Annotated in this window: 17 protein-coding genes; 14 read left to right on the top strand and 3 right to left on the bottom strand. The window is 73.4% G+C overall.

The window, feature by feature from the left end; genetic code table 11:
- Position 1: 1 nt before the first annotated feature.
- Positions 2-757 (bottom strand): (Fe-S)-binding protein, encoded by a 756-nt coding sequence (locus tag GPA10_RS08915; protein WP_157165026.1) that lies wholly within the window; start codon positions 755-757, stop codon positions 2-4.
- A gap of 139 nt (positions 758-896) precedes the next feature.
- Between GPA10_RS08915 and GPA10_RS08910 the strand changes: the two genes are divergently transcribed.
- The 13 genes from GPA10_RS08910 to GPA10_RS08850 all read left to right on the top strand — a co-directional run bounded on the left by GPA10_RS08910 (position 897) and on the right by GPA10_RS08850 (position 14,571).
- Positions 897-2,198, top strand: a complete 1,302-nt coding sequence (locus tag GPA10_RS08910; protein ID WP_157165025.1) for an alpha/beta fold hydrolase — start codon at positions 897-899, stop codon at positions 2,196-2,198.
- A gap of 417 nt (positions 2,199-2,615) precedes the next feature.
- The gene (locus GPA10_RS08905) at positions 2,616-3,374 is read left to right on the top strand and encodes a PIG-L deacetylase family protein (RefSeq protein ID WP_157165024.1); all 759 of its coding nucleotides are present in this window, start codon (positions 2,616-2,618) and stop codon (positions 3,372-3,374) included.
- A gap of 75 nt (positions 3,375-3,449) precedes the next feature.
- Positions 3,450-4,097, top strand: a complete 648-nt coding sequence (locus tag GPA10_RS08900) for a helix-turn-helix domain-containing protein (protein WP_157165023.1) — start codon at positions 3,450-3,452, stop codon at positions 4,095-4,097.
- Positions 4,098-4,199: 102 nt separating this feature from the next.
- Positions 4,200-5,177 (top strand): NADPH:quinone oxidoreductase family protein, encoded by a 978-nt coding sequence (locus GPA10_RS08895; RefSeq protein WP_157165022.1) that lies wholly within the window; start codon positions 4,200-4,202, stop codon positions 5,175-5,177.
- Positions 5,174-6,367: an acyl-CoA dehydrogenase family protein gene (locus GPA10_RS08890; protein WP_157165021.1), complete on the top strand. Its 1,194-nt coding sequence runs from the start codon at positions 5,174-5,176 to the stop codon at positions 6,365-6,367. The genes GPA10_RS08895 and GPA10_RS08890 overlap by 4 nt, the downstream gene beginning before the upstream one ends.
- Complete coding sequence (locus GPA10_RS08885; RefSeq protein ID WP_157165020.1) at positions 6,364-7,473, top strand: acyl-CoA dehydrogenase family protein; 1,110 nt, start codon at positions 6,364-6,366, stop codon at positions 7,471-7,473. Before GPA10_RS08890 ends, GPA10_RS08885 begins: the two co-directional genes overlap by 4 nt.
- 111 nt (positions 7,474-7,584) lie before the next feature.
- On the top strand, positions 7,585-9,174 hold the full coding sequence (locus tag GPA10_RS08880) for an ABC transporter substrate-binding protein (RefSeq protein ID WP_157165019.1): 1,590 nt from the start codon (positions 7,585-7,587) through the stop codon (positions 9,172-9,174).
- Entirely contained in the window at positions 9,171-10,163 is a 993-nt protein-coding gene (locus GPA10_RS08875; protein ID WP_058849846.1) for an ABC transporter permease, read from the top strand. Before GPA10_RS08880 ends, GPA10_RS08875 begins: the two co-directional genes overlap by 4 nt.
- The gene (locus GPA10_RS08870; protein ID WP_157165018.1) at positions 10,156-11,088 is read left to right on the top strand and encodes an ABC transporter permease; all 933 of its coding nucleotides are present in this window, start codon (positions 10,156-10,158) and stop codon (positions 11,086-11,088) included. Before GPA10_RS08875 ends, GPA10_RS08870 begins: the two co-directional genes overlap by 8 nt.
- A gap of 71 nt (positions 11,089-11,159) precedes the next feature.
- Positions 11,160-12,140, top strand: coding sequence for an ABC transporter ATP-binding protein (locus GPA10_RS08865; protein WP_157165209.1), 981 nt, complete (start codon positions 11,160-11,162; stop codon positions 12,138-12,140).
- Complete coding sequence (locus GPA10_RS08860) at positions 12,133-12,834, top strand: ABC transporter ATP-binding protein (protein WP_343040554.1); 702 nt, start codon at positions 12,133-12,135, stop codon at positions 12,832-12,834. The genes GPA10_RS08865 and GPA10_RS08860 overlap by 8 nt, the downstream gene beginning before the upstream one ends.
- 490 nt (positions 12,835-13,324) lie before the next feature.
- On the top strand, positions 13,325-14,248 hold the full coding sequence (locus GPA10_RS08855; RefSeq protein ID WP_157165017.1) for a phosphatidylinositol-specific phospholipase C/glycerophosphodiester phosphodiesterase family protein: 924 nt from the start codon (positions 13,325-13,327) through the stop codon (positions 14,246-14,248).
- Between the two features lie 128 nt (positions 14,249-14,376).
- Positions 14,377-14,571 (top strand): hypothetical protein, encoded by a 195-nt coding sequence (locus GPA10_RS08850; RefSeq protein ID WP_058849850.1) that lies wholly within the window; start codon positions 14,377-14,379, stop codon positions 14,569-14,571.
- A 1-nt stretch (position 14,572) separates the two neighbouring features.
- On the opposite strand, the gene GPA10_RS08845 is transcribed toward GPA10_RS08850, so the two are convergent.
- Both GPA10_RS08845 and GPA10_RS08840 read right to left on the bottom strand, forming a co-directional pair.
- A complete protein-coding gene (locus GPA10_RS08845) occupies positions 14,573-15,793 on the bottom strand; it encodes a phosphodiester glycosidase family protein (protein WP_079086639.1) in 1,221 nt (406 codons plus the stop codon).
- 144 nt (positions 15,794-15,937) lie between these two features.
- Positions 15,938-16,294, bottom strand: coding sequence for a DUF779 domain-containing protein (locus GPA10_RS08840; RefSeq protein ID WP_157165015.1), 357 nt, complete (start codon positions 16,292-16,294; stop codon positions 15,938-15,940).
- A gap of 1,341 nt (positions 16,295-17,635) precedes the next feature.
- On the opposite strand from GPA10_RS08840, the gene GPA10_RS42055 reads away from it, so the two are divergent.
- On the top strand, positions 17,636-17,831 hold a 196-nt coding region (locus tag GPA10_RS42055; RefSeq protein ID WP_214660344.1), incomplete at its 3' end, for a hypothetical protein.

Genomic DNA, 17,831 nt, shown 5'->3' with positions numbered 1-17,831 from the left:
CTCATGACCAGGGCTCCTCCTCCGTGGCGGCCAGGATCTCGGCGATGTGGACCGGCCGCATCGCGGTGCGCAGCCGCGTCATGGTGCCGCCGAGGTGCATCAGGCAGGAGTTGTCCGCCGCGCACAGGACCTCCGCGCCCGTCGACTCGGCGCCGCGCACCTTGTCGGCGCCCATCGCCGCCGACACGTCGGCGTTCTTCACGGCGAACGTGCCGCCGAAGCCGCAGCACTCCTCGGCGCCGGGCAGCTCGGCGAGGGTCAGGCCGCGGACCGCGGCGAGCAGCCGCTCCGGCCGGTCGCCGAGGCCGAGGGAGCGCAGGCCGTGGCAGGTGGGGTGGTAGGTGACGGTGTGCGGGAAGTACGCGCCGACATCGGTCACACCGAGGACGTCGACCAGGAACTCGGTCAGTTCGTACGTCTTCGGCACCACCGGCGCGAGCACCCGGGCGAGCGCCTCGCCCCGGCCCTCGGCGCGGGCCCGCTCGCCCAGCCGCGGATACAGCTCCCGCACCATCGCCGCGCACGACCCGGACGGCGTCACGACGGCCTCGTACGCGCCGAAGACATCGGAGAAGTGCCGGGCGAGCGGCTCGGCCTGATGCCGGTACCCGGTGTTGTAGTGGGCCTGGCCGCAACAGGTCTGCGCCGCCGGGAAGTCCACCTCCACGCCGAGTCTGGTCAGGAGCTTCACGACGGCGCGGCCCGTGCCGGGATACAGCGTGTCGTTCACGCACGTCAGGAACAGGGCGATGCGCATCGTCGGCGCCTCCCGTCGATCATCGGATGCCTGCGCTCGGGCAGCGTAATCTGGCGGGGGCGCCTTGGGCAGAGCGAGTCGCCCGAAGGGCTCGTCCTCCCACGCCGGACGGGCTGCTACTTCCTTCCTAGGAGTTGGCTTGAGCGCGTCGTACCGTCAGCCCGGAGTCGTCCTCACCGATCGGCGGTTCAGCGTGCCGCTGGACCACGGTGCGCCGGACGGCGAGCGGATCGAGGTGTTCGCGCGGGAGTGCGTCGCCGCGGGCCGCGAGGACGCCGGGCTGCCGTGGCTGGTGTACCTCCAGGGCGGCCCCGGCTTCGGCGCGCAGCGCTTCAGCGGCAAGCAGGCCTGGCTCGGCCGGGCCCTGCGCGACCACCGCGTGCTGCTGCTCGACCAGCGCGGCACCGGCAGCTCGACGCCCGCCAACCGACAGACGCTGCCGCTGCGCGGCGGACCCCGGGAGCAGGCCGACTACCTGGCCCACTTCCGCGCCGACGCCATCGTGCGCGACTGCGAGGCCATCCGCGCCGAGGTGACCGGCGGCGCGCCCTGGACGGTCCTCGGCCAGAGCTTCGGCGGCTTCTGCGCCACGCACTATCTGTCGACGGCGCCCGAGGGCCTCGCGGCGGCCCTGATCACCGGTGGTCTGCCCACGCTCGACGGCCACGCGGACGACGTGTACCGCGCCGCGTACCCGCGCATGGAGCGCAAGACCCTCGCGCACTACGCCCGTTACCCGAAGGACGCCGAGCGCGCCGCACGCGTCGTCGAGCACGTCGCCGAGCACGAGCCCGTGCTGCCCGGCGGCTACCGCCTCACCGCCGAGGCCTTCCAGTCCCTCGGCATCCTGCTCGGCACCGGCGACGGCAGCGACCGCCTGCACTACCTCCTGGAGGACGCCTTCGTGCGGACCCCGGCGGGGCACGTCCTGTCGGACGCCTTCCAGGAAGCCGTCCAGGCGATCCTGTCGTACGCGTCGGCGCCGCTGTACGCCGTCCTGCACGAGGTGATCTACGCCCAGGACGGGCGGCCCACCGCCTGGTCAGCGGAGCGGATGCGGGCCGGGTTCCCGCAGTTCGACGCGGGCAAGAGTCTCGCCGACGGCACCCCGCCGCTGTTCACCGGCGAGGCGGTGCAGCGCTGGATGTTCGACTGCGACCCGGCCCTGCGCCCGCTGCGCGAGACGGCCGACCTGCTCGCCGAACGCACCGACTGGGCACCGCTGTACGACCCCGCGCGGCTCGCCGCGAACGAGGTCCCCGTGGCCGCCGCCGTCTACCACGACGACATGTACGTCGACACGGAGCACTCCCTGCGCACCGCCCGCACGATCCGGGGCCTGCGGACCTGGGTGACGGACGAGTTCGAGCACGACGGGCTGCGGGCCGGGGGGCCGCGGGTCCTCGACCGGCTGCTCGGGCTGGTGCGCGGCGAGCTGTGACCGGTTCCGGCCGACGGGCACGGACCGGAACGGGCTGGTGGGTACTGGCCCGTCGCGGCTGGTGGGTGACGACTGGTCGTAGCTGGTGGGTACTTACCGGTCCCGGCTGGTGGGTGCCGACTGATCCCGGCCGGTGGGTACTTACCGGTCCCGGCTGGTGGGTGCCGACTGATCCCGGCCGGTGGGTACTTACCGGTCCCGGCTGGTGGGTGCCGACTGATCCCGGCCGGTGGGTACCGACCGGTCCCGGCCGGTGGGTACCGACCGGTCCCGGCCGGTGGGTACCGACCGGTCCCGGCCGGTAGGCACCGACTGGACCCGGCCGGTGGGCGCCGACCCGTCCCGGCCGGTGAGTGCCTGCCCGGTCCCGGCCGGTAGCGCTGACCGGGACCGCCGGTACGCCCTAGGCTGCCGCCCATGACCGACCAGCAGAACAGCGCCGCCGCGCCCGCGCAGCTCGCCCCCATGCCCGAGGACTGGCAGCGGGCGCTCGCCGTCGTCGCGCACCCGGACGACCTGGAGTACGGCTGCGCGGGCGCCATCGCCACGTGGACCGACGCCGGGCGCGAGGTCGCGTACCTGCTCGCGACGCGCGGCGAGGCGGGCATCGACACCATCGCGCCCGCCGACGCGGGCCCGCTGCGCGAACGCGAGCAGCGGGCCAGTGCCGCCGTCGTCGGCGTGGACACCGTCGAGTTCCTCGACCACCGCGACGGTGTCATCGAGTACGGGGTCGCCCTGCGCCGCGACATCGCGGCCGCCGTCCGCAGGCACCGGCCCGAGCTCGTCATCACCCTCAACCACCGCGACACCTGGGGCGGCGTCGCCTGGAACACCCCGGACCACGTCGCCGTCGGCCGCGCGACGCTGGACGCCGCCTCCGACGCGGGCAACCGCTGGATCTTCCCCGAGCTGACCGAGCAGGGGCTCGAACCCTGGGACGGCGTGCGGTGGGTCGCCGTGGCCGGCACCACGTCCCCCACCCACGCCGTGGACGCGACACCCGGCCTCGACCGGGCCGTGCGCTCCCTGCTCGAACACCGGACGTATCTGGAGGTGCTGACCGACGAGGACCCCGAGACCTACTGCCGGACCTTCCTCACCGGCTACGCCGAGCAACTGGCGCCCCGGTTCGGAGGGAAGCCCGCGGTGGCCTTCGAGGTGTTCTCCCGGTAGCCGGGGCCCTGACGCCCGCAGCGCACGGGACCTGCCGGATTGACACATCGGCTTGCTGATTCTGCAATGGGGAGCATGAACAGCGCGAAGGACGACGACATCCCCGCCGCCGACGAGAGCGGCATCGCCGACGACGGTGCGACCGACAAGGTGCTCACCGCCGTCGGCCCCCGGCTCCGCAAGATCCGCAAGGAGCGGGGCGCCACCCTGGCCGGGCTCTCCGCCGCGACCGGGATCTCCGTCAGCACCCTCTCCCGGCTCGAGTCGGGGGGCCGCAGACCCAGCCTCGAACTGCTGCTGCCCATCGCCCGCGCCCATCAGGTGCCCCTCGACGAACTCGTCGGGGCGCCCCCGGTGGGCGACCCCCGGGTGCGGGCCAAGCCGATCGTCCGGCACGGCCGCACCATGGTGCCGCTGACCCGGCAGCCCGGCGGGCTCCAGGCGTACAAGGTCGTCGAGCCCGCGCGCACCGCCGAACCCGACCCCAGGACCCATGAGGGGTACGAGTGGCTGTACGTCCTGTCCGGGCGGCTGCGCCTCGTGCTCGCCGAGCACGACGTGGTGCTCGGCCCCGGCGAGGCCGCGGAGTTCGACACCCGGGTACCGCACTGGTTCGGGGCCGCGGGCGACGGCCCGGCGGAGTACCTGAGCCTCTTCGGGCCGCAGGGCGAGCGGATGCACGTCCGCGCGCGGCCCGCCGCCAAGCGCAAGCAGGAGGAGTAGACCGGAACGGGTGGAGCCGGTCTCCGCGCACTGTTCCCCTCGGGGCAAGCGACCGCTTAGTATGCGTCTTGAGCACGGTCGACTACGGCGTGGAGGCCCCGCATGCGCGCATGGCACGTACACCGCAACGGCGAGCCCGGCGAGGTGATGCGGCTCGAAGAGGCCGAGCGGCCGGTGCCCGGCGACGGGCAGGTGCTCCTGAAGGTCCGCGCCGCGGGCGTCAACTTCCCGGACGCGCTGCTGTGCCGCGGCCAGTACCAGATCACTCCGCCGCTGCCGTTCACGCCGGGCGTGGAGATCTGCGGCGAGACCGAGGACGGACGGCGCGTCATCGCCACCCCGGCGCTGCCGCACGGCGGCTTCGCCGAGTACGCCGTCGCGGACGCCGCCGCCCTGCTGCCCGCGCCCGAGGCCCTGGACGACGCGGAGGCCGCGGCCCTGCACATCGGCTACCAGACCGGCTGGTTCGGGCTGCACCGGCGCGCGCGGCTCCAGGCGGGCGAGACCCTGCTCGTGCACGCGGCGGCGGGCGGCGTCGGCAGCGCCGCGGTGCAGCTCGGCAAGGCCGCGGGCGCCACCGTCATCGGTGTGGTCGGCGGCGCCGACAAGGCCGAGGCCGCCCGGCGCCTCGGCTGCGACCTGGTCCTCGACCGGCGCGCGGACGACATCGTGGCCGCCGTGAAGGAGGCCACCGGCGGTCGCGGCGCCGACGTCGTCTACGACCCCGTGGGCGGCGACGCCTACGCCAAGTCCGCGAAGTGCGTGGCCTTCGAGGGCCGCATCCTGGTCGTCGGCTTCGCGAGCGGCACCGTCCCCGCGCCCGCCCTGAACCACGCCCTGGTGAAGAACTACTCGATCGTCGGCCTGCACTGGGGCCTGTACAACACCAAGGACCCCCGCGCCGTCCTGGAGTGCCACGACCACCTCACCGAGCTGGCCGCCAAGGGCGCGATCAAGCCGCTGATCAGCGAGCGCGTGCCGCTCGGCGAGGCAGCGAGCGCCGTGCAGCGCGTCGCCGACGGCACCACCACGGGCCGCGTGACCGTCCTGCCCGCGCTCACCGGGGAGGCCGCCGCATGACCGCCGCCGAGACGACCGCCGCCGAACTCCGCCGCCGCACCCGGGACCTGCTCGCCGCCCACCCGGTGGCGACCACCGGGCACACCGCGTTCCTCGGGGCGCGCTTCGACGCCGGGCTCGCCTGGGTCCACTACCCCGAGGGCCTCGGCGGCCTCGGCGCCCCGCGTTCGCTCCAGGCCGTGGTGGACGCCGAGCTGGCGGCCGCGGGCGCGCCCGACAACGACCCGCGCCGCATCGGCATCGGCCTGGGCATGGCCGCGCCCACCGTCCTGGCCTTCGGCACGGACGAGCAGAAGCGCCGCCTGCTGCGGCCGCTGTGGATCGGCGAGGAGGTGTGGTGCCAGCTGTTCAGCGAGCCGGGCGCCGGGTCCGACCTCGCGGCGCTCTCCACCCGCGCCGTCCGCGACGGCGACGACTGGGTCGTGGACGGGCAGAAGGTGTGGACGTCCAGCGCGCACACCGCCCGCTGGGGCATCCTCATCGCCCGCACCGACCCCGAGGTGCCCAAGCACCGCGGCATCACGTACTTCGTCTGCGACATGACCGCCCCGGGCGTCGAGGTGCGGCCGCTGCGCCAGATCACCGGTGAGGCCGAGTTCAACGAGGTCTTCCTCACCGGCGTGCGCATCCCCGACACCCGGCGCCTCGGCGGGGTCGGCGACGGCTGGAAGGTCGCGCAGACGACCCTCATGAACGAGCGTGTGGCCATCGGCGGCATGCGCGTCCCGCGCGAGGGCGGCATGATCGCCCCGGTCGCGCGGGCCTGGCGTGAGCGCCCCGACCTGCGCACCCACGACCTGCACCAGCGCCTCCTCACGCTGTGGGTGGAGGCGGAGGCCGCCCGGCTCACCGGGGAACGCCTGCGTCAGCAGCTCGCCGCCGGAGAGCCGGGCCCCGAGGGCTCCGGCATGAAGCTCGGCTTCGCCCGGCTCAACCAGGAGATCAGCGGCCTCGAAGTGGAACTCCTCGGCGAGGAGGGCCTGTTGTACGACGACTGGACGATGCGCAGGCCCGACCTCGTCGACTTCACCGGGCGCGAGGCCGGCTACCGCTATCTGCGCGCCAAGGGCAACAGCATCGAGGGCGGCACCAGCGAGGTGCTCCTGAACATCGTCGCCGAGCGCGTCCTCGGACTGCCGCAGGAACCGCGCACCGACAAGGACGTCGCCTGGAAGGACCTGGCCCGATGACGGTGAAGCCCGCACAGTCCGATCTGCTCTACACGGAGGAAGAGGAGGCGCTGCGGTCCGCCGTGCGCTCCCTCCTCGCCGACCGCTGCGACGCGGCCGGCGTCCTCGCCCGCACCGAGTCGGAGCATCCGCACGACCGCGACCTGTGGAAGGCCCTCGCCGAGGGCATGGGTCTGGCCGGGCTCCTCGTGCCCGAGACCCACGGCGGGCAGGGCGCCACGCACCGCGAGGCCGCCGTCGTCCTGGAGGAACTCGGCCGGGCGGTGGCGCCGGTGCCGTTCCTGACGAGCGCGGTGATCGCCACCGAGACGCTGCTCGCCTGCCCGGGGGAGGAGGCCGCGGACCTGCTTGCCGCGCTGGCGTCGGGCCGTACGGTCGGCGGGCTCGCGGTGCCGTTCGCGAACGCGCCGGGTCCCGTCCGCACGCCGGTGCGGTACTCGGGCGGGGCGCTGCGCGGCGAGGTCGCCGGTGTCGCCGACGCCGCGGTCGCCGACATCCTGCTCGTCCCGACGGCCGAGGGCCTCTTCGCCGTCGACACCGGCCGCGACGGCGTCACCGTCACTCCGCAGACCTCCCTGGACCGCACTCGCCCGCTGGCCGCGGTCACCTTCGACGGGGCCCCGGCCCGGCGGCTCGCCGCGCGCGCGGGCACCCCGGTACGGACCGGTCTGCGCGCCGGGGCCGGGCTGCTCGCCTCCGAGCAGCTGGGCATCGCCGAGTGGTGCTTGGCGGAAACCGTCCGCCACACGAAGGAACGGCACCAGTTCAACCGGCCCGTCGGCTCCTTCCAGGCACTCAAGCACCGCCTCGCCAAGCTCTGGCTGGACGTGGTGAACACCCGCGCCGTCGCCCGGCACGCCGCCGACGCCCTCGCCACCGGCAGCGACGAGCCGAACCTCGCCGCGGCCCTCGCGCAGGCCCACGCGTCCCCCGTGGCGGTGCGCGCCGCCGAGGAGGCGCTCCAGCTCCACGGCGGCATCGGAATGACCTGGGAGCACCCCGTCCACCTCTACCTCAAGCGCGCCAAGGCCGACTCGATCGGGCTCGGTACGGCGGGGCAGCACAAGGAGGCCCTGGCGGAGCTGGTCGCGCTCCCATCGCCCTGACCTGGGCCTGTTCCGGAAGCTGTAGGACACCCCTCCGTTACGCACCCATTACGTGAGGCATAATTGCGAGCTGTTCGCAAGAAGGATTGATCTTCAGTAGGGGTGTGGAGCATGAGGGCCCGATCCATACGGACCACGGGCGCGGTCGCGGCGACCGCCGCACTGGTGGTCGCCGCGTCGGCCTGTTCGTCGCCGGACGGCAACAAGGGCGGGTCCGCGACGTCGGCGGTCGTCGGCATCGCGTACGAACCCGAGACCCTCAGCCCGCTCCTCGGCTACGGCAAGGACGGCAACTCCAAGATCTTCGACGGTCTGCTCACGCACGACGCGGACATGAAGCTGAAGCCCGCGCTCGCCGCGAAGCTGCCGAAGGTCGGCGACGGCGGCACCACGTACACCTACGAGCTGCGCAAGGGCGTCAAGTTCAGCGACGGCAAGCCCTTCACCGCCAAGGACGTCGTCTTCACGTACGAGACGATCCTCGACAAGAAGACGAACAACGCCTCCAAGACCGAGCTGGACGCCGTCAAGAGCGTCGAGGCCAAGGGCGACGACACCGTCGTCTTCCACCTCAAGTACCCCTACGCCCCGTTCGCCGAGCGCACCGTACTGCCCATCGCGCCCGAGCACGTCGCGGGCGAGCAGGACGTGAACAGCGGCGCCTTCACCACCAAGCCGATCGGCACCGGGCCCTACGAGCTGGTGAAGTGGTCCAAGGGCGAGAAGCTCGTCTTCAAGGCCAACCCGGACTACTGGGGCGGCGCACCGAAGATCAAGAACTTCACGATGGCGATCGTCAAGGACGACGACCTGCGCGCCACCCGGCTGCGCACCGGCGACCTCGACGGCGCCATCCTGCCGCCGAACCTCGCGGGGACCTTCAAGTCCGACGCGGACAAGAAGACGTACGCGGCCAAGACCTTCGACTACCGCGTCGTGACCCTGCCGACCGGCAACAAGGTCGCGGGCGACACCGCCGTACGGCGCGCGCTCGACGTCGGCGTCGACCGCAAGACCATGGTCGACTCCATCCTGGAGGGCGCGGGCAAGGAGGCCTACGGCCCGGTCCCGACGGACAGCCCCTGGTTCACCAAGGGCACCGAGCGGAAGTTCGACGTCACGCGGGCCAAGCAGATCCTCGACGACGCCGGCTGGAAGCCCGGCAAGGGCGGCGTCCGCGAGAAGGACGGCGTCCAGGCGAAGTTCCCGCTCTGGTACCTCTCCGGCGACAAGCTCCGCCAGGACCACGCGCTCGCCTACGCCTCCGACGCCAAGAAGCTCGGCATCAAGGTCGAGGTGCAGTCCGGCACCTGGGAGGTCATCGAGCCGCGCATGCCCAAGGACGCGGTCCTCGCGGGCGGCGGCTCCCCGGCCGACCCCGACTTCGACCAGTACACGCTCCTGAAGTCCTCCCTCGCCGGTGACGGCTTCAACAACATGGCGCACTACGACAACCCCAAGGTCGACAAGGCCCTGGAGGAGGCCCGCAGGAGCGGCGACCACGCGAAGCGGCAGGCCGCCTACGACACCGTCCAGCGCGAACTGGTGAAGAACCCGGGCTACACCTTCCTCACCCACATCGACCACCTGTACGTGGTGGACAAGTCCTACGGCGACCTCACCACCCAGGTCGAGCCGCACGACCACGGCCTGGCCTCCGGGCCCTGGTGGAACGTCGAGGACTGGCAGCCGAAGAAGTGACCCGGTCCCTGCCCTGGGGCCCGATGGCGCGGCTCGTGGGACGACGGGCGGCGTTCGCCGTCCCCGTCCTGCTCGCCGTCACCTTCGGCGTCTTCGCCGTCGCCGAGGCCTCGCCCTTCGACCCCGTCAAGGCGTACGCGGGCACGGCCGGGCTCACCGCGTCCCAGGAGAACCTGGACCAGCTCCGCGCCAACCTCGGCGTCGACAAGCCCCTGGTCTCCCGCTGGTGGGACTGGCTCACCGCGGCCCTCCACGGCGACCTCGGCGACTCCAGCACGCTGCGCCAGCCCGTCGCGGACGCCATCGGTGAACGCATCGGCTGGTCCGTGCTGCTCGCCACGACGGCGTTCGTCCTCGCGATCCTCGTCGGCTCCGCGCTCGGCGTGCTCGCCGCGCGCCGCCCCGGCGGCTGGCTCGACCGCTGCGTGACCTCCCTCGCCTACACCCTGGAGGCCGCGCCGCCGTTCTGGCTCGGCCTGCTCGCCGTGTGGCTGTTCGCCCTCCACCTGGGCGTGCTGCCCGCGGGCGGGCTCACCGACACCTCCAGCGTCGCCGTGACGGCCGGGCAGGTGAGCAGGCACCTCGTGCTGCCCGCCGCCGTGCTCGCCGTCTCGCAGCTGCCCTGGTTCGTCCTGTACGTACGCCAGGGCGTCGGCGACGCGCTCGGCGACGACCCGGTCCGCGGCGCCCGCGCCCGCGGCCTCGCCGAGCGGACCGTGCTCCTGAAGCACGCGTTCCGCTCCGGCATGCTGCCGGTGCTCACACTCGTCGGCTCCCGCGTGCCCGAACTCATCACCGGGGCGCTGCTCGTGGAGACCGTCTTCAGCTGGCCCGGCATCGCCGCCGCGACCGTACAGGCCGCGACGTCCGTCGACTTCCCGCTGCTCGCCGCGCTCACCGCGCTCGCCACCGTCGCGGTGCTGCTCGGCAATCTGCTCGCGGACCTGCTCTACGGACTCGCCGACCCGAGGGTGGGATTCGATGGCTGACACCGAGGCGACCACCGGCCCCGGCACGGCGGCCGACCCGGTGACGCGCTGGCGCCCCGTGGCGGGCCGGTCCCTCGCGGGTGCGCGCAAGGCCTCCCGCTCCACCCGCGCCTGGCGCGTGGGGAGCTCCGCCGCGATCGTCACGGCGGTCGTCCTCGCCGTCCTGATCGTGCCGCCGCTCGTCGCCCTCGACGAGCAGGCCGTGCACCTCGCCGACAAGCTCCTGCCGCCCTCCGCGGCGCATCCGTTCGGCACCGACGACGTGGGCCGCGACCTGCTCGTCCGCTGCGTGTACGGGCTCCGCGTCTCCCTCCTCGTCGGGGTGGTCGCCGCCGTCGTGGCCACCGTCATCGGCACCGCCGTGGGCGCGCTCGCCGCCTCCGCGGGCGGCTGGGTGGACCGCGTCGTCATGCGGCTCGTCGACGTCTTCTCCTCCGTGCCGCACCTGCTGCTCGGCATCTTCATCGTGGCGATGTTCCGGCCGGGCGTCTGGCCGGTGGTGATCTCCGTGGCGCTCACGCACTGGCTGTCCACGGCCCGCATCGTGCGCGCCGAGGTCCTGTCGCTGCGCTCGCGCCCCTACGTCGACGCGGCCATCTCCGGCGGGGCGTCCCGGTGGCGCGTCACCGTGCGGCACCTGCTGCCGGGTGTGCTGCCGCAGGCAGGCCTCGCCGCCGTCCTGATGGTCCCGCACGCCATCTGGCACGAGTCCGCCCTGTCCTTCCTCGGCCTCGGCCTGCCTACCCACCAGGCGAGCCTCGGCACCCTCGTGCAGGGCGCCCGCAGCTCCCTGCTTGCGGGCGACTGGTGGCCGACGCTCTTCCCCGGCCTGTTCATCATCGTGCCGACCCTCGCGATCGCGGGCCTCGCGGGCGCCTGGCGCGACCGGATCAACCCGCGCCGTCGATCGGAGCTGATGCTGTGACCGGGCCCGTTCCCCCCGCCGGCGCGCCGGCGCCCGCCCTCTCGGTGCGGGGGCTCTCCGTGCGCTTCCGCATGCACGGCGGCACCCATGTGGCCGCCGTCACCGACGCCCGCTTCGACCTGGCCGCGGGGGAGTGCCTGGCCCTCGTCGGCGAGAGCGGCTGCGGCAAGTCGGTGCTCGCCTCCGCGCTGCTCGGCCTGCTGCCCGAGAACGCCGAGACCGCAGGCGCCGCCCTCCTCGGCGACGGCACCGACCTGCTCACCGCCGACGAGCGCACCCTCGCCCGCACCGTGCGCGGACGGCGCGTCGGCCTCGTGCCGCAGAGCCCCGCCGCGCACCTGACGCCCGTGCGGACCGTGCGCTCCCAACTGGAGGAGACCCTGCGGGAACTCGCCGGGGTCCGCAGGCCCGACCTGCGCAAGGCCGCGGCGGCCGCCGCCGAGCGCGCCTCCTTCCCGCTCGGCCACCTCGACCGCTACCCGCACGAGCTGTCCGGCGGCCTCGCCCAGCGCGCCGCGACCGCCCTCGCCCTGATCGGCGACGCCCCGCTGCTCCTCGCCGACGAGCCCACCACGGGACTCGACCGGGAGCTCGTCGACCGCACCGTCGACGAACTGCGCCGCCACGTCGGCGACGACCGCGCCCTGCTCCTGATCACCCACGACCTCGCGGCCGCCGAGCGCATCGCCGACCGCGTCGCCGTGATGTACGCGAGCCGCGTCGTCGAGATCGCCGCCGCGGACGACTTCTTCGGCGACGCCGGGCCGCGCCACCCCTACGCGCGCGGCCTCCTGAACGCCCTGCCCGAGCGGGAGTTCACGCCCATCCCCGGCATGCCGCCCGAGCTGTCCGCGCTGCCCGGCGGCTGCGCGTTCGCCGCCCGGTGCGACCGCGCGGACGCGGCGTGCGGGACCGTCCCCGCGCTCACCGGGGGCGTCCCCCTGTCCACCGGGGCCGGGGGCGCGTCCACCGGGGCCGTTCCCGTGTCCGCCGGGGCCGGGGTCGCCTGCCATCACCCGGTCACCGCCGCGCTGGAGGCCCCCCGTGCTTGAACTGCGCTCCCTCACGGCCGGGTACGACCGCCGCGACCCCGTCGTCCGCGACGTCAGCCTCACCGTCGCGCCCGGCGAGTCCGTCGGCCTGCTCGGGCCCAGCGGCTGCGGCAAGTCGACCCTCGCACGGGTCGCCGCGCTCCTGCACCGGCCGGACCGGGGGCAGGTCGTCGTCGACGGCGAACCGGTCCACGGCTGGCGGCACCGGGCCCCCCGCGACCGGCGCACCGCGTTCGGCGTCGTTTTCCAGCAGCCGCGCCTCTCGGCCGACCCGCGCCTGTCCCTCGCCCAGATCGTCGCGGAGCCGCTGCGGGCCACCGGGCGCGCCGCCGACGTCCCGGAGCGGGTGCCGGAGCTCGCGCGCACCGTCGGCCTGGGCGCGGACCTGCTCGGCCGCCGCCCGCACGAGGTGAGCGACGGCCAGCTCCAGCGCGCCTGCCTGGCCCGCGCGCTCGTCCTGCGCCCGCGCTGGCTGATCTGCGACGAGATGACGGCCATGCTGGACGCCTCCACGACGGCCGCGCTCGTGGCCGTCGTCGAGGAGTACCGCGCGGCGAGCGGCGCGGGGCTGCTGGCCGTGGGCCACGACCGGGTGCTCCTCGAGCGGTGGTGCGAACGGACCGTGGAGTGGCGCGAGTTGACCGGCGCTACCGGCGCTACCGGCGGTTCCGCCGCACACCCGGCAGCGGAATAATCCCGTGCCCCTGCGCGCGGCCCCCGCTACGGTGGAGGCGTCCAGGTGCGAAGGGGCGGGCTACTTCGTTTGGGAACGGGCGGTCGCGGGTTCGAATCCCGTCGTCGACCTCGGGTCGGCGTAGCTCAGCGGTAGAGCACCATGTCGCCTGCTCCGGCTCCGACCTCTGGACACGCGATGCGAGCCGTCTGCCCACGGGGGAAACCGGGCAGGCGGCTTCGTCGTGCCGGGTGTGCAGGGAGCGCCGGACGTGCGTGGCGGACGTGTTGAGGCGGCTGCTCCTCGTGCCCGAGGCGGCTGCTCCTCGCGCCGGGGGACGTACGGCAGGCAAGGTGAGCGGACCCGGTGAACGCACGGCGTCGATAGCGGCAACTCCCAGGGCAGGGGGGTTTCGTGGAGCGGCCCGGGCCTCATACTCACTGGGGCTCCCGGCCCCACGGGTCCGGCTCCGCTCGCTCGCACCCGTATCCACCGTCCCCTGGAGACACCCATGGCCCTCACCCGTCGCAGAGCCCTGACCACCCTCGGCGCGGCCGTCGCCACCGGCGTCGCCGCGCCGGGTGTGGCCCACGCGGACACCCCGGCCCCGGCCGCGCAGTCCCCGGCCACCGCGGCCGCGCAGGCCCCGGGCGCCGGACCCGCGGGATCGCGTCGGCACCGCCGCCGTCCTCTCGCCCAGGCCCACGCGCACAACGACTACGAGCACCCCCGCCCCCTCCTCGACGCCCTGGATCACCGCTTCACCAGCGTCGAGGCCGACATCTTCCTCGTCGGCGGCGAGCTCCTCGTCGCCCACGACCCGGAGGACCTCGACCCGACCCGCACCCTCGCGTCGCTCTACCTGGACCCGCTCGCCGCCCGCGTCCGCAGCCACCAGGGCTCGGTGTACCGGCACTGGCACGGACAGTTCCAGCTCCTGATCGACATCAAGACCGAGGGCGCGTCGACGTACCGCGAACTGGATCGGCAACTGCGCCGCCACCGGCACCTGTTCACGACGTACACCGACGGAAAGGTGCGCCGCTCCGCCGTCACCGCCGTGATCTCCGGCGACCGCGCCGCCCGCGGGCCGATGGAGGCGCAGCGGGTGCGCCGCGCCTTCTACGACGGCAGGCTCGCCGATCTCGGCACCGCGGCCCCCGCCTCGTTCATCCCGCTCATCAGCGACAACTGGTCGCTCAACTTCACCTGGCGGGGCGTCGGGCCGATCCCGTCCGCCGAACGTGCGAAGCTGCGCGGCATCGTCTCCGCCGCACACCGGCGGGGGCAGCGCGTCCGCTTCTGGGCCACCCCCGACCTGCCGGGCCCCGCCCGCGACGCGGTGTGGGGCGAACTCCTCGCCGCCGGTGTCGACCACCTCAACACCGACGACCTGGCAGGCCTCCAGACGTTCCTCGACGCCCGCGGAAGGTAACGGCCGATACGCCCGGATTCCCGGGAAACCACTCGTCCGGCAGACACGCCGGTCACCCGGACAAACCCTCCGCTACGCCACACTTGCGGCCGAAAGGCGTGATTCCGGCGTGGCGGAGGAGGTCCGTGGTGGCTGTGTCGATTTCCGTGGGACTGTTGCTCGCGATCGTGGCGGCTGTCCTGCTGCGCAACGGCGGCATGAAGGTGTCGCACGCCGTGGTGTGCGGGCTGCTCGGCTTCTACCTCGCGAGCACGAGCGTGGCGCCCACCATCCACAACGGCATGACGGCGACGGCGGACATCGTCAGCGGCATCCACCCGTGAGCTACTTGCCGGAGAACACCGCGATGCCGTTGGGCACGGGCCGTTCCGCGCCGCCGCTCGGATGGTTGCGCACCGACACCGCGGGCGCGCCCGGCGCCCGCGCGGCCAGCGTGCTCGAGCCGCCGCCGTCCAGGCTGAACCCGTCGTCCGCACCGAGGGCGCGCAGAGCGGCGGCGACCTCGGCGATCGTCAGACCGGTGCGGTACTCGGCGGCGCCGTCCAGGGCCAGCAGGAACAGTCGTCTGCCGTCGGCGGAGACGCCCGCGGCGGTGCGCACCGCGGAGACCCGGCCGTCGAGTCCGGGCAGCGGCGCGCCGTCCCGCAGCACCGGATAGCCGCCGACGGCGAATCCGTACGGCACCCGCGAGGCGGACGCGACGAGCCGGTGCCGCACCTGGACCCGCTCGCCGACGGCCAGCTTGCGCAGTTCCCGGGCGCCCGCCTCGCGGCCGACGAGGACCGTGGTGTCCGCCGCGATGGCGCCGCGGCCCGGCGTCTCGGCCCGCTCCGCCACCCGGCCCTGCCGCACCGTCACCTCGTAGGTGTCCGTACTGCACGGCGCGCCCCGGTCGGTGTCGGTGCCGCAGGTCGCGCGGACCCGTGAGGTGGTGCCCCACAGGCTGGTGAACGCCCCGATCGATCCCTCCGCGAGCGCGTACTGGTTGAGGCCCCGCAGCGGCAGCCGCCCCTGCCGTGAGTCGATGCGGCCGTCCAGGCTCATACGGTCGAGACGGGCCCTGCCGTCGACGCCCACACCGAGGACGTCCTCGGTGGTGGTGCCGGGCGGCAGGGCGGGCCCGAACCGCTGGCCGTCGGGAACGGCCGCCTTCAGCGGGCGGCCGGACGCGACGGCGGGGCCGACGGGCGCGCCCGTCGCCTCGACGCCGGGGTGCTGGGTCTCCGTGATGTTGAAGAAGTCCCCGTTCACGCCCGCGACCGCGCCCGCCCGGTCCGCCATCGCGGACACCGCTTGCCGGGCACCGACGGCACCCGGGTGGAGCAGGCCGACGCGTACGCGCGGGTCGCGCAGGTTCACGTCCAGGACATGGGCGTGGGCGGTGCCGTTCGCGGCCGGGATGTCGTAGTCGCGGTAGGCCACTCCGGGGGCGATCCGGGTGTTCCCCGACGGGTCGCCGACAGCGCCGCCGGAAACGGCACCGGCCGGCACCGCTCCCGTGAGAGCGACACCGGCCAGTGTGGTCAGAGCCGTGAGCAGGGTCAGCGCGGCTCTGCCGCCCGCCCACCTCCGGGAGCCGGTTCTGCACCGTCCACCGCGCTGCGTACGTCGTGTCACGAGTCCCCCTCTGATAGGAGTCGGGCCGCCCAACCTTCCCAGTGCCAGGGGGACTTGACCAGACGGTGGTGGCTAGCCGCCGACCAGCCGGGAACGGATGAGGAAACGCACCCCTTCGGGCGCCTCCAGCGAGAAGCCGCTGCCCCGGCCCGCCACCACGTCGACGATGAGCCGGGTGTGGCTCCACACCTCGAACTGGGTCTTGGACATCCAGAACGGTACTGGCTCCGCCACCCCCGGCACGGTGAGCGACGCGAGCAGGACGTCGGAGTCACCCGTGCGGAACTCTCCGTCGGGGTAGCACATCGGCGCGCTGCCGTCGCAGCAGCCGCCGGACTGGTGGAACATCAGCGGACCGTGGGCCTGCCGGAGCTGCCGCACCAGGTCGGCGGCGGCCGGCGTCAGCTCCACGCGCGGGGTGTCAGCCATGGCTCGTGGGTCTCCCGTCCGTGGGCGAGTCGTCCCTGCGCCGTCCAGTGAAGGGCCTCGGACGTTGCGAGGAGGTTGCGGCCCGCGCCCGCCGCACGAGTGCCGCGCCCGCCTCGCGAGTCACGAGTGCCGTGCCCGCCTCGCGATCGCTGTGCCCGCCCCGCGGGACAGAGTCGGTGAACCGGGAGGGAGGAGTCCGTTTTGTGGGATGTTATAGGGTGATAAATAGGTCATTACGGGCTTGGTGTCCTGCTGACGGGACACCCGGTGCCGTGACCTTGCTAGGGGGAGCGGAGCCCTCATAGGCTCACCGCCGGACCGCGAAAAGCAGTCTTCTGAGTTCTGTCACCGCGGTGTGCCGAATATGCGGATCACCGCTCCGTCCAGAAGAACTCCGCCGTCCATAGGAAACCTTGACGCGTGTTCTTGATAACTCGGCGAAACGGTTCCCCGGTTTGTGGAAGATCCTGCCCGTGATATTCACCGGGCGCGCCCTTCACGCAATGCTCCGACACCCCTGCGGCAATGCTCAGGGCCCCTTGCGGCGAAGGCGCGAGAAGGGTTGACGGCGCCTCGCCCACCTGTTGTTCACATCCTCCGGACCGAGGCGTCCAAGTCCCGTAACCATGGCGCGGTTTAAGATTCCGTCAGCAGTCCGACCGGGTTCTGAAGGCGCTTGACTCCTCGGCCCGCAGGACGGAGTCTTTGCTGGTGTTCGGGGGTCGCTCGAGGAACGGGGTGAGCGTCCCGGCCGAACCGAAAACCAACGAAACAGGCGCCCAGCAATCGCCTGTTCGGTAGCGGCGTGAGGAACACGCGACGGGGATGCGGGGGCATTGGCCCCTGGGCACGCACTCTCGTTGCGGGGCCTCGAGTGAGAAGAGTCGGAGCGGTCACCCGGCGATCGGGTCGCTGGGCCGTGGATCACCACTGTGGGGGTGAACGCTCCGGGCTCTTTTGAGCACAGTTCATTGAAGGGGGAGCTCAATGGCGCGGAGCCGCCATCGCCGACCGGGGGAAATGCGAGAACCGGTCGTGCGGCAGCGAGTCATGACGTCGACAGCGGTGCCGGTGCTCCCCGGCGCCGCCCCGGAGCGCACGGGGAAGACCCCTGCCCTCTGTCGAACAACTGGTTGATGCCGAACGACTTGAGTTCATGCTGCGCAACGACGCGCCGCAGGCCCCGGTGACCGAAGCGGTGGCTGCCGCCACCGGTCCCACCCGCGCCTCCGGCAGCGGCAGAGACACCCGTGCGGGGTTCTTTGCCTCATCGGCCCCGCGTTCCTCGCCGCGCCGACGCCACTCGACTCCCGCACACCGTTTTGAGCTTCTGGAGCTTTCGTGACCGACCGTCAAGTCTCTTCCGCTGTTGGTTCTTCAGCCGAGGCACCGCGACCTCTGACCACCTTCCCCGCGTTGTTCGAGGCGCGGGTGGCCGAGGGGCCGGGGTCGCTGGGCGTGGAGTCGGCTGTTCGTGCGTGGTCGTACGGGGAGTTGAATGAGCGTGCGAATCGTGTGGCGCATTGGCTGATCGGCC

The organism is Streptomyces typhae, assembly GCF_009755605.1.
GTDB classification, from domain to species: Bacteria; Actinomycetota; Actinomycetes; order Streptomycetales; family Streptomycetaceae; genus Streptomyces; species Streptomyces typhae.
The sequence above is the reverse complement of the archived record's forward strand: the minus strand, read 5'-3'. Positions and strand labels throughout refer to the sequence as shown.

Bases quoted from the DNA above. Each gene is read 5' to 3' on its own strand.
- GPA10_RS08855 (WP_157165017.1), top strand. From the start codon at position 13,325: ATGGCCCTCACCCGTCGCAGAGCCCTGACCACCCTCGGCGCGGCCGTC.
- GPA10_RS08905 (WP_157165024.1), top strand. From the start codon at position 2,616: ATGACCGACCAGCAGAACAGCGCCGCCGCGCCCGCGCAGCTCGCCCCC.
- GPA10_RS08840 (WP_157165015.1), bottom strand. From the start codon at position 16,294: ATGGCTGACACCCCGCGCGTGGAGCTGACGCCGGCCGCCGCCGACCTG.
- GPA10_RS08880 (WP_157165019.1), top strand. From the start codon at position 7,585: ATGAGGGCCCGATCCATACGGACCACGGGCGCGGTCGCGGCGACCGCC.
- GPA10_RS08900 (WP_157165023.1), top strand. From the start codon at position 3,450: ATGAACAGCGCGAAGGACGACGACATCCCCGCCGCCGACGAGAGCGGC.
- GPA10_RS08870 (WP_157165018.1), top strand. From the start codon at position 10,156: ATGGCTGACACCGAGGCGACCACCGGCCCCGGCACGGCGGCCGACCCG.
- GPA10_RS08890 (WP_157165021.1), top strand. From the start codon at position 5,174: ATGACCGCCGCCGAGACGACCGCCGCCGAACTCCGCCGCCGCACCCGG.
- GPA10_RS08885 (WP_157165020.1), top strand. From the start codon at position 6,364: ATGACGGTGAAGCCCGCACAGTCCGATCTGCTCTACACGGAGGAAGAG.
- GPA10_RS08915 (WP_157165026.1), bottom strand. From the start codon at position 757: ATGCGCATCGCCCTGTTCCTGACGTGCGTGAACGACACGCTGTATCCC.
- GPA10_RS08895 (WP_157165022.1), top strand. From the start codon at position 4,200: ATGCGCGCATGGCACGTACACCGCAACGGCGAGCCCGGCGAGGTGATG.
- GPA10_RS08865 (WP_157165209.1), top strand. From the start codon at position 11,160: ATGCACGGCGGCACCCATGTGGCCGCCGTCACCGACGCCCGCTTCGAC.